At 66.6% G+C, this 9,916-nt stretch carries 9 protein-coding genes and 1 pseudogene; 2 read left to right on the top strand and 8 right to left on the bottom strand.

Going from position 1 to position 9,916, the window contains the following annotated elements; all coding sequences use genetic code 11:
• The 5 genes from Q0693_RS09065 to Q0693_RS09045 form a co-directional block, all read right to left on the bottom strand.
• Positions 1-2,233, bottom strand: a 2,233-nt coding sequence (locus tag Q0693_RS09065; RefSeq protein ID WP_298630982.1) for an efflux RND transporter permease subunit, incomplete at its 3' end; no start/stop codon positions are given.
• Positions 2,230-3,426, bottom strand: coding sequence for an HlyD family efflux transporter periplasmic adaptor subunit (locus Q0693_RS09060; RefSeq protein WP_298630979.1), 1,197 nt, complete (start codon positions 3,424-3,426; stop codon positions 2,230-2,232). The genes Q0693_RS09065 and Q0693_RS09060, both read right to left, overlap by 4 nt.
• Positions 3,427-3,436: 10 nt before the next feature.
• Complete coding sequence (locus Q0693_RS09055) at positions 3,437-4,405, bottom strand: TolC family protein (RefSeq protein ID WP_298630976.1); 969 nt, start codon at positions 4,403-4,405, stop codon at positions 3,437-3,439.
• The gene (locus Q0693_RS09050; RefSeq protein ID WP_298630973.1) at positions 4,402-5,667 is read right to left on the bottom strand and encodes a TolC family protein; all 1,266 of its coding nucleotides are present in this window, start codon (positions 5,665-5,667) and stop codon (positions 4,402-4,404) included. Before Q0693_RS09050 ends, Q0693_RS09055 begins: the two co-directional genes overlap by 4 nt.
• A complete protein-coding gene (locus Q0693_RS09045) occupies positions 5,660-6,094 on the bottom strand; it encodes a MarR family transcriptional regulator (RefSeq protein WP_298630970.1) in 435 nt (144 codons plus the stop codon). The genes Q0693_RS09050 and Q0693_RS09045 overlap by 8 nt, the downstream gene beginning before the upstream one ends.
• A gap of 81 nt (positions 6,095-6,175) precedes the next feature.
• Here Q0693_RS09045 and Q0693_RS09040 point away from each other — a divergent pair, with 81 nt between their 5' ends.
• Positions 6,176-7,501, top strand: coding sequence for a hemolysin family protein (locus Q0693_RS09040; protein WP_243029416.1), 1,326 nt, complete (start codon positions 6,176-6,178; stop codon positions 7,499-7,501).
• Complete coding sequence (cdd, locus tag Q0693_RS09035) at positions 7,488-7,856, top strand: cytidine deaminase (RefSeq protein ID WP_243029417.1); 369 nt, start codon at positions 7,488-7,490, stop codon at positions 7,854-7,856. Before Q0693_RS09040 ends, cdd begins: the two co-directional genes overlap by 14 nt.
• On the opposite strand, the gene Q0693_RS09030 is transcribed toward cdd, so the two are convergent.
• The 3 genes and pseudogenes from Q0693_RS09030 to Q0693_RS09020 all read right to left on the bottom strand — a co-directional run.
• Positions 7,853-8,515, bottom strand: a complete 663-nt coding sequence (locus Q0693_RS09030) for a hypothetical protein (protein WP_243029418.1) — start codon at positions 8,513-8,515, stop codon at positions 7,853-7,855. The genes cdd and Q0693_RS09030 overlap by 4 nt on opposite strands.
• Positions 8,512-9,363 carry a dihydrodipicolinate synthase family protein gene (locus tag Q0693_RS09025; RefSeq protein ID WP_243029419.1) on the bottom strand — a complete coding sequence of 284 codons (852 nt, stop codon included), beginning with the start codon at positions 9,361-9,363 and terminating at the stop codon, positions 8,512-8,514. Before Q0693_RS09025 ends, Q0693_RS09030 begins: the two co-directional genes overlap by 4 nt.
• Positions 9,360-9,916, bottom strand: a pseudogene (locus tag Q0693_RS09020) (hypothetical protein); the annotation flags it as partial. The gene Q0693_RS09025 and the pseudogene Q0693_RS09020, both read right to left, overlap by 4 nt.

Genomic DNA, 9,916 nt, shown 5'->3' with positions numbered 1-9,916 from the left:
TCACGAAGAACTGCAGGTCCGCATCCCCAGCCTCGGGGCCGGTTTGGGCCAGGACCCGGAGGTCGGCCCCGGGAAAGTCCTTCAGAAGGGCCTTCCCCTCCCGGTTGAAGGCCTCGGTGAGGGAGAAGATATCCTGCCGTTCCCCTTTGGGCTTGAGGACGATCTGCAGCTGGACCCGGCTGGGATCCCCCACCTGGGCCCCCCCGGTGGCGCTGGCCCCCACGGTGGTCACCACCCGCTTCACCGCGGGGTGGGAGAGGAAGTAGGCCTCGAGGACCCTGGCCGCCCGGTCGGAGACCGCCAAGGGGGTATCCTTGGGCAGGAGCAGGGTGGCGGTGAGGACCCCGGTGTCGGAGCGGGGGGTGAAGTTGAAGGGGATCCGGGGCAGGATGGGCAGGATGGAGAGGAAGGCCAAGGCGGCCAGGACCAAGACCCCCCCAGGCCGCCTTAGGACTAGGCCCAGGCTTCGGGCGTAGGCCTCGGTGAGGCGGCGCATACCGCCTTCGGCGCTGCCGTGGAGGAGGTGGGTGAGGGCCCCCGCCAGGTCCCAAAGGAAGCGGCCCAGGTAGCGGAGTAGGCCCAGAAAGGTAGGGTAGAGGGGAAGGAGCAGGAGGAAGAGGGGCCCCAAGCGGTACAGGAAAAGGGCCAGGCCCAGGCCCAAGGCTAGGCCCCAGGGCGTCCTAAAGCCCCGGCGGTAGGCCCAGCGCAGGTCCTCGGGCAGGAGGCGAAGGGCCAAGAGGGCTTCCCGAGGGCTTGGGGGCTCGGGGTCGGGGAAGTAGGCCAGGCGCACGGTGAGGAAGAGGAGGGCTTCCAGCCAGCTCACGGCGATGGCCGCGGCCATGCCCAGGCCGAACTGCTGGAAGATCTGGCCGATGATGCCGGGGAGGAAGCTGATGGGCAGGAAGACGGCCAGGAGGCTCAAGGTGGCGGCGGCCACGGCCACGGAAACCTCGCTGGCCCCCTTTAGCACCGCTTCCTTGGGGCTATAGCCCAGGCGGCGGTAGCGGTCAATGTTCTCCGCCACCACGATGGAGTCGTCCACCACGATGCCCACCGCCACGGTAAGGGCCAGGAGGCTGATGAGGTTGTAGGTGAAGCCCAGGAGGCCAAAGAGCAGGATGGCTCCCGAGAGGGTGATGGGGATGGCCAGGATCACGGAAAACACCGAGTTCAGCTTGCCCAGGAAGACCAGGACCACCACGGAAACCGCCACGGCCGCCAAGAAGGCCTCCCGTACCGTGTCCAAAACCGCGGCCCGGATAAAGCGGGTGCTGTCCAGGGCGATTTCCGTCTGGTAGCCCCGGGGAAGCTGGACCTCCCCTAGGGCCTTCTTGACCCCATCGGCCACGGCCACGGCGTTGGAGTCTGGGGTTTTGACCACCGCCAGGAGCACGGCGGGGCGGCCGTTTACCCGGTTCAGGGTGCTGGCCTCCTCCGCCCTTTCCTCCACCCGGGCCACATCCCCCACCCGTAGGCCACGGGAGGGATCCAAAAGGATGGCGGCCACCTCCTCGGCGGTGGCCGGGGTGTTGCGCAGGGTGTAGACCAGGCGCTTTTCCTCTTCCGTGAGGCTTCCCACGGGTAGGTTCAGGGCGGAGCTGGAAAGGGCCTGCACCACCTGGCCAGGGGCCACGCCCAGGGCCTGCAGGCGGTCGGGGTCCAGGTAGACCCGGATGGCCCGCCTGGGCGCCCCGGTGAGGCGGATGTCCGCCACCCCGGGGACCAGCTGGAGCCTGGGCTTTAGGGTGCGCTCCGCGTAGCGGAGCACCTGGGAAAGCTCTTCCCCGGGAGCCTCGAGGGCGATGTAGAGGATAGGGGTCGCCGAGGGGTCAAACCTCTGCACCACAGGGGGCGAGGCGTCCTTGGGAAGCTGGGCCCGGGCGGCGGCCACCTTCTGGCTCACCTCCACCGCCACCTTGTCCACATCCACCCCCTGCTGGAACTGCACGAAGACCAGGCTGAAGCCTTCCGTGGAGCTACTGCCGATGGTGTCCACCCCGCTTAGGGTGGAAAGGGCGTCCTCCAGGGGCTTGGATACCTGCTCCGCCACCTCCTCGGGGCCAGCCCCTGGGTAGCCCGTGGAAACCGCCACCACCGGCACGCTGAAACGGGGAAGGAGTTCCACCCCGAGCCCCAGCCCCAGGATTAAGCCCACCAGCACCAAGCCCACGAAGATGGCGGTGGCGAAGACGAAGCGCTCCACGAAAAAGGCCACCAGAGGGTTTTCCCTCACCGGACCACCTCCACGGGGTCGTTGTCCTTAAGGCCTTCGGGGACAGGATGGATCACCAGGCTATTGGGTTCCACGCCCTCCACCGCCGCCTGGCCGGCCTCCTGGGCCAGGAGGCGCACGGGAAGGCTTTGGGCTTTGCCCTCCTTGACCACAAAGACCCGGGCCTCCCCATTCCGGATCTGGATGCTGGCTAAGGGAAGGAGGATGCCCTCGGCCAGCCTTAGGCGGTAGCGCACCTCGGCGGGGCCTGGGAGAAGCGTGCCCTCCGGCTTCAGGACCACCTCCACCAGCCGGGTCTGGCCCGGCAGATCGGTTTTGCGCAAGAGGCGGGCCGCCACCTCCTGGCCGTTTTGCCTGAGGAGGAAGGGGGTTTCGGGCGTAAGGGAGGCGGCCTGGTCTGGGGGAAGGTACAGCTTGGCCAGGAGGCGCTCCGTGGTGGCCAGGCGGAAGGCCCGGCTTCCCGCTCCCACGAACTCCCCCTCCTTAACGAGGACCTCCACCACTTCCCCGGCGAAGGGAGCCCGGACCACGCTTTCCCGGAGATTCCTCTCCGCTTGGCGCACCTGGAGCCTGGCGGCCTCCACCTGGAGCTCAAGAAGCCGGATGTCCTCGGCCCGCTCCAGGCGGGAAAGGGCCTCCTTGGCGTTTTGGTAGGCGCTTTCCGCCTGGCGGTACTGGGCCTCGAGGACCTTGAGGTCCAAGGGGGCCAAGGCCCCCACCGCAAGCAGGGCCTGGCCCTCCTCATAGCGCCTTTTGGCCGCCTGGAGCTGGGCCTCCGCCGCCTGGAGCTGGGCCTTGAGGGCGGCCTGGTTCCCTGAGAGCTGGTTTCGGCCGCGCTCCAGGTTGGCCTCGGCTTGCTTTAGGTTCAGCCTTGCGGCCTCCAGGGCCTCCTGGAAGGGGGCGGGGTCCAAAAAGACCACCCCCTCCCCCGCCTGCACCCGGGTGCCGGGGGGAAGGGTTCTTAGGACCCTCCCCGAGGCGCCTGCCGCCACCAGGCTATCCTTTTCCGCCTGCAAGGTGGCGGAGGCCCGGACCTCCCGCTCCAGAAGGCCCCTTTGGGCGGGGACCGTGCGAACCTCCAGGGCCTGGGGTTTCCCTGGGGCCTGGGAAGGGGCCTCCTTCTTGGGGGCGCAGGCGCCCAGGAGGAAGAGGGTGAGGCCTAGGGCAAGGGGCAAGATAGGGGCTTTGGGCATTCCGTCCTCCTTAACGGCTGGCCAGAAGGCCGTAGTAGGCCTTGAGGTAGGCGTGCTTGGCCTGTTCCCAGGACAGTTGGGCTTGCCTTAGGGAAAGCTCCTGCTGCAACAGGCCAAGCCGGCTGGTGAGCCCGGCCTGGAAACGCTTTTCCTCGGCTCGGTAGCGCTCCTGGGCTGCCCGGTAAGCCTCCTCCGCCGCCTTTACTCCCTGCAGGAGGGGGGAGAGCTGGCGGTACCTGGCCTCCAGGCCCAGTCTGAGGGTGCGTTCCAGGTTGGCCAGGTTGGTCTCCAGGGTTCGGATCTGGTCCTCGAGGGCCTCTATCTCCCTCCTGGCCACGAAGCTTTCGTCCATGAGCCCCCTTTGGAAGCGCAAAAGCTCCAGGGACTGGCTTAGCTGGAGGAGGTCCACGTGTTCCTGCAAAAGGGCCTCCACCACCTCCTTTCCTGGCAGGGAAGGTGGCTCGCCCACGCTCTGGGGTTTCCATTCCCCCACCAGGTTGGCCAGGGCGGCCAAGGCGCTATCCCGCCCCTTTTGGGCCAGTTCCAGGTTCTTCCTGGCTTCCAGGAGGCGGTTTTGCGCCTCCAGGAGGTCCAGGCTGGTGGCGCCACCCCCTTTGAGGCGGATCTCCGTGGCCTTAAGCCCCAGCTCGGCTACCTCCACCGCCTTTTCCGCCAGGCCCACCTGCAGGAGGGCCTCAAAGGCCTGGGTATAGGCGGAAACGATCTCGCTTTCCGCCTGGGCCAGGGCTCGTTTGCGCCGGGCCTCGGCCAAATCCCTGGCCTGGCGTGCTTGCAGCTCGGCCAGGGCGGTGCGCAAGGGGTCCTGGAGGGTGCGCTCCAGGTCTTTCTGCCGGGTTGCGGATTCCAGCCGGGCTGTGACCACCGCCGCCACCTCCGGGGCCTTCTTCAGGGCCTCGGGGAGGGGTTGGGCTAGGCTAGGGGCCAGGAGAAAAAGGAGGGCTAGGGCAATCTTTTTCATGGGATTACCTCCGGTAGGAGTTCGCCGTAAAACTGGTAGAGCTCCATCCACTTGCTTCGCAGATCGCCCTCCGCCTGGGCCAGGGCCAGCTCCGCTTGCAGAAGGGCAAACTCCGCCTGCAGCAGGGCCAGGGGACTCTCTAGGCCCAGTTCCAGGCGCCTTTTCGTTTCCGCCAAGGCCCTTTCCTGGGCACCGTGGCGGAGGCGGGCCAGTTCCAGGGCCATCCTCGTGGCCTTAAGGGAGTTCTCCAGGGTTTCCCCCTGGAGCCGGGCCTGCATCTCGGCCCCTTTCAGGGCTTCCTCTGCTCCCCGCACCTGGGCCTCGGCCGCCTCCAGGGCCGCGAAAAGGCCAGGGGTGAGGGTTAGGGAAAGGGAAAGCCGAAGCTCCTCGGCGATGCGGTAGCTGCCGCCGGGCAGGCTGGTGGGCCGTTGCCCCGGGTCCTGCCGGGTGTAGGCCAGGGTGGGTTGCAGGGTCCGGCTGGAAAGGCTTAGGGTCAGGGTGTCGTTTCCACTTGGGTAGAGGAGGTAGCTGGCCTTGACCTCGGGGAAGAGGGCGCGAAAGGAGGCGGAGTAGGCGATTCTGGCCTCCTCGAGGCTCAGACGGGCTTCTTCCAGGGCCAGGGGGGTGGTGCCCTGGGGTGGGGGGATCTCGGGGAGGGGCTTGGTGAGGTCCACCAGGCCCTCTGCCCCCTTTCTGGCCAGCTCCACGCTCCTTTGGGCGTCCAGGAGGCGGTTTTCGGCTTCCTTCAGGGCCAGTTCCGCCTCCCGGAGTTCCTTAGGGTTGGCCTGGCGCTTCCTGGCCGCCTCGAGGGCCGCCTGGGCCAGCTCCCACCCTTTTTGCGCCAGTTTTTCCCCCAAGAGGGCCAGCTGGTAACGGCCGTATGCGGCCACCGCCTGGGCCTGCAGGGCGGTGAGGGCCTTGCGGTACGCAAGTTCCGCTCGCCGGTAGGCGATCCTAGCCCGCCTTTGGGCGTCTTGGGTGTCGCCAAAGGGGAAGGGGGTGAGGACCAGGGCCAGGGTGAGGCTCCCGGCGGTGCCGGGCAGGCTGGAGCACAGGGAGGAAGGGGTGCACTCGTAGCCCAGCCGGGCGTAGTTCCCCTGGAGGTTCAGGGCCAGGAGGGAGGATTGGGCCTCCAAGCCCTTGGCGGCAGCGTCCAGAAGCGCCTGGGCCTGGAGGGCTAGGGGGTGGTTTCGCAAGGGGGCTAGGGCGCCTTGGGCCAAGGCGGGAAGGAAGAGGAGGAATAGGCCGAGGAGCCTAGGCACCTTCCACCTCCGTGAGCTTGCGCAGCAGGTTGCGGAAGAGGTTCAGTTCCTCCGGGGAAAGGCGGGCCAGGTGCTGGCCATAGGCCCTTAGCCAGGCCTCTTGCAGGCGCTTTTGCACCGCCTCCCCCTTGGGGGTGAGGCGCAGGAGCACCCTACGGCGGTCCTCGGGGTCGGGCTGGCGCCTGAGGAGGCCGGCTTCTTCCATGGAGGCCAGGAGGTGGGAGACCTGGGAGGGAAGGACCTCGAGGTGCTCCGCTATCCGGGAAGGCACCTGGATTCCCTCCTTCACCAAACGGAGCACCTCTGCCTGGAGGAGGGAGAGGCCTTCTTGGGTGAAGGTTTCCTTGGCGCGGGCAAGGAGAAGGCGCATCAAGGCGTAGCCCAGCCGGGAAAGCTCTTCCACCAGGGGGGCAGGAGGACCGTTCATACCTTTCAACTATACACGGAGATCAATAAAAACCTGGGCCTGCCCCACACTTTCCCATGGTGTACAATGGCGGAAGGTGATATGGACAGACCTCCCAGTCGGTGGCTCTTCTTCCTGCCCTTCGGTTCCCTAGCCCTGGCCCAATCCCAAGCCCCAAACCCTGGGGACCTTTTTCTTTTGGTCCTTCTCCTGGGCCTTTCCGCCTTCTTCTCCGCCAGCGAAACCGCCTTCACCACCCTTTACCCCTGGAAGGTAAGGGAGCTTGCGGAAACCCAGGGGGGGCCTTTCCGGCTCCTTTCCCAGGACATCACCCGTTTCCTCACCACCATTTTGGTGGGCAACAACCTGGTGAACATCGCCGCCACCGCCTTGGTGACGGACCTGGCCACCCGGGCCTTCGGTTCCCTGGGGGTGGGGGTGGCCACCGGGGCCATGACCTTCCTCATCCTGTTCTTTGGGGAGATCACCCCCAAGTCCATCGCCGTCCACCATGCCGTGCCCTTGGCCCGGGTGGCCGCCTGGCCCATCTATTTCTTCTCCATCCTCCTCTACCCGGTGGGCCGGTTCTTCAGCCTGGTTTCGGGTTTTGTCCTCAGGGTGTTGGGCCTCGAGCCCCGGGATACGCCTTTGGTTTCCGAGCACGAGCTTAAGCTCATCCTGGCGGGGGCGGAGGAATCGGGAACCATTGAGGCCCAGGAGGAGGAGATGATCCACTCCATCCTGGAGCTGGAGGAAACCCCGGTGCGGGAGATCATGACCCCCCGGGTGGAGATGGTGGCCATTGAGGCCGAGGCCAGCCTGGAGGAGTTCCTCCACCTCTTCCGCGAGCACCGCTACAGCCGGGTCCCCGTCTATAAGGAAAGCGTGGACCACATCGTGGGCGTGGCCTACGCCAAGGACCTCCTGGACTACTACTGCGAGGAGGACCTTAGGGGGCGTACCGTGGCCTCCATTGCCCACCCTCCCTATTTCGTTCCCGAGAACATGGATGCCTGGACGCTTCTCCGGGAGCTTCGCCGGCGCAAGGTGCACATGGCCATCGTGGTGGACGAGTTCGGGGGTACGGCAGGCCTGGTCACCATGGAGGACGTGATGGAGGAGATCGTGGGGGAGATCTACGACGAAACCGACGAGCCGGAGGATGCGGCCATCCGCCGCCTTCCCGACGGCTCCCTTTCCATCCAGGCCCAAACCCCCGTGGACGAGGTTTCCGAGGCCCTGGGGGTGGAGCTTCCCGAAGGGGAGTACGACACCCTTTCCGGCTTCCTCTACGAGCAGTTTGGCCGCATCCCCAGCGTGGGGGAGAGCGTGGAGTGGCAGGGGTTCCGCTTCGTGGTGGAGAGCGCCGACCAGCGCCGCATAGAACGGGTACGGGTGGAAAGGCTGGTGGAGCATGGAGAGGGTTAGGCAGGTTCTCGTGGCCCACCTGGAAAGGGCCTACGCTCCCTACTCCCGCTTTCCCGTGGTGGCCTTGGTGGAGGCGGAAGGGGAGAGCTTTCTTGGGGTCAACGTGGAAAACGCCTCCTTCCCCCTCTCCCAGTGTGCGGAAAGGAATGCGGTGGCCGCCATGGTCCTGGCGGGGAAAAGGCGCATAGACCGGGTGCACATCTATAGCCCCAAAGGGCCCATCCCCCCGTGCGGGGGGTGCCGCCAGGTGCTCTTGGAGTTTGGTACCCCCGGGACCGAGGTGGTGATGCACGGGCCCGAGGGCTATGTGGTGAAGACCCTGGGGGAGCTTCTGCCCTTGGGCTTCAAGTTCTAAAGGGGCAGGACCAGCTGCTGGCGGAAGAAACCTGGGACCTCGAGGGTAAGCTCCAGTCTTCCCGCGCCCCTTTCCAGACCCGGCCTGAAGCCCACCACCTGGAGCCTCCCTTCCCCTTTCGCTGGCAGGTCTACCTGGACCCGGAAGCTTTGCCCCAGGAGGACCAGATTCCCTTCCACCTTGAGGGGAAGGGGATTGGGGTTTTCCAAGAAGAAGTTCACCCCTGCCCGGCGCACCCTAAGGGGTTCCAAGGGAAAGGCCAGCCGGGTGCGGAAGAAGGTGAGGGTTTGGCCTAGGGTGCGGCCCTCCAGGGCCACCTCCACCCCCTCCCGGGAAAGGAGGGCCTGGGCCGTGGACAAGGCCCCCTTGGGGGTAAGCCGAACGGGGAGGACCTCCTCTTTCCTTCCAGGGGGTAGGCTGAGGTCCAGGGGCACCGTCACCTCCCCCACCCGGAGCCGGGTGCCGAAGGTGGCAAGGGGCAGGGGGAAGGGATTGGGGTTTTGGAACTCCACCCTTACCCCCAGGAGGAGGGCGGGTTCCGGGCTAAGCTCAAAACCCCGGATCTCGGCTCCTAGGAAACGGGCTTCCGGGGTAAGGGCTTGGGGTGCGCAAGCAGCCAGAAAGCTTAGCGCCAGGACTAGCAGGGAAGCCTTTCTCATAGGATCCACCCCTCTTCCTTTAGCCTATCCAGAACCGGAAGGAATCTGGGCCAAAGGGGGCTTTCCGTGGGATAGGGGGGCCTGGGGTACCCTGCAGGCAGGCCCAGGTGGCGTAGGGCCTGCTTGAGGAGGGGTACCCCTCCCTGGGAGAGGAGGTTCCCTAAGGGGAAGAGCCCTTTTTGCAGGGCCTGGGCCTTCGCCAACTGTCCGCTGCGGAAGGCTTCCACGAGGGCCCGGTAGGCCCTAGGGGCCAGGTTGGCCGCGGCCAGGATGCCCCCTTCGGCTCCCAGGGCCAAAGCCCCCAGGAAGGTGGGGGCGTGGCCGGTGAAGACCCGGAAATCCCTCAGATGGGCCTGGTAAAAGGCCAGACGGGAGAGGTCCCCGCTGGAGTCCTTGATCCCAAGGATCCGGGGGTGCTGGGCCAGGCTCTCCACTGCGGCAAGGGGGAGGTCCACCTTGGTGTTCTGGGGCACGTGGTAAAGGAACACGGGCATCCTCTCCGCCAGGGCCTGGTAGTAGGCCACCAGCCCCTGGCCCAGGCTGGCGTGGTAGTACCGGGGTGGGGTGGCTAAGAGGGCCATGGCCCCCGCTTCCTGGGCCTCGAGGAGGGCCCGCTCCGCCTGGGGTAGGGTTTCCTCCATGAGGCCCACCAGGAAGGGTTTCCGGGGCTTTAGGGCCCGAAGCCCCCTGGCCCTTTCCTCCGGGGTCAGGTGGACGCCTTCCCCGTTGGAGCCGTAGATGAGGAACCCGTCCACCAAGGGTTCTAGGGCTTCCGCCAGTTGGCGAAAGGCCTCCGCATCCAGGCGGCCCTCCCGGTCAAAGGGGGTGGGGATGGGGGGAAGGATCATGCGGGCCTCCTTAGGCTAAGGACCAGCGCCAGGAGGTGGAGCCCATAGGCCAGGATCAGGAAGGTGGGTGTCTGGCCCTCCAGCACGGCAAAAAGCCCGTAGGCGGCCAGGAGGAGGAGGACCAGGCCAAGGCCCGAGGAAAACCCCAAGCTTCCCGGGACCAGAAGCCGCACCGCCAGGCCCCAGGCGGGGGGTACAGGGGTCCGCCTCCGGGGAAGAAGGAAGGTGAGCCCATGGTAGAGGAGGAGAAGCCAAAAGCCGGCGAAGAACCAGGGCCTCGCCCTTTCGGGAAGCGGGGTGTCCAGGCGCAAAAACCCCCGGAAGGGATCCTCCTTGAGGCCTTTAAGTTCCACCTCGAGGAGGGCTAGGTACAGGGTGCGCGAGGTAGGACCCGGCTCCCTGGCTCCCCAGAGGTCCTGGCCCAGGTGCAAGGCGGTGCGGATGGGGCCCTCGAGGGGAGCCTGGCGGAAGGCTTGGGCCAAGGAGGCCTCGTCCCCCCTGAGGGCCAAGGCGAAGGGCAAGGAGGCTTCCTTCAGGAGGCCCAGGGCCTCCT

The organism is uncultured Thermus sp., from assembly GCF_938010445.1.
GTDB lineage: Bacteria > Deinococcota > Deinococci > Deinococcales > Thermaceae > Thermus > Thermus altitudinis.
The sequence above is the reverse complement of the archived record's forward strand: the minus strand, read 5'-3'. Positions and strand labels throughout refer to the sequence as shown.

Coding starts and splice junctions, on each gene's coding strand:
- Q0693_RS09055 (WP_298630976.1), bottom strand. CDS start 4,405: ATGAAAAAGATTGCCCTAGCCCTCCTTTTTCTCCTGGCCCCTAGCCTA.
- Q0693_RS09045 (WP_298630970.1), bottom strand. CDS start 6,094: ATGAACGGTCCTCCTGCCCCCCTGGTGGAAGAGCTTTCCCGGCTGGGC.
- Q0693_RS09025 (WP_243029419.1), bottom strand. CDS start 9,363: ATGATCCTTCCCCCCATCCCCACCCCCTTTGACCGGGAGGGCCGCCTG.
- Q0693_RS09060 (WP_298630979.1), bottom strand. CDS start 3,426: ATGCCCAAAGCCCCTATCTTGCCCCTTGCCCTAGGCCTCACCCTCTTC.
- cdd (WP_243029417.1), top strand. CDS start 7,488: ATGGAGAGGGTTAGGCAGGTTCTCGTGGCCCACCTGGAAAGGGCCTAC.
- Q0693_RS09030 (WP_243029418.1), bottom strand. CDS start 8,515: ATGAGAAAGGCTTCCCTGCTAGTCCTGGCGCTAAGCTTTCTGGCTGCT.
- Q0693_RS09040 (WP_243029416.1), top strand. CDS start 6,176: ATGGACAGACCTCCCAGTCGGTGGCTCTTCTTCCTGCCCTTCGGTTCC.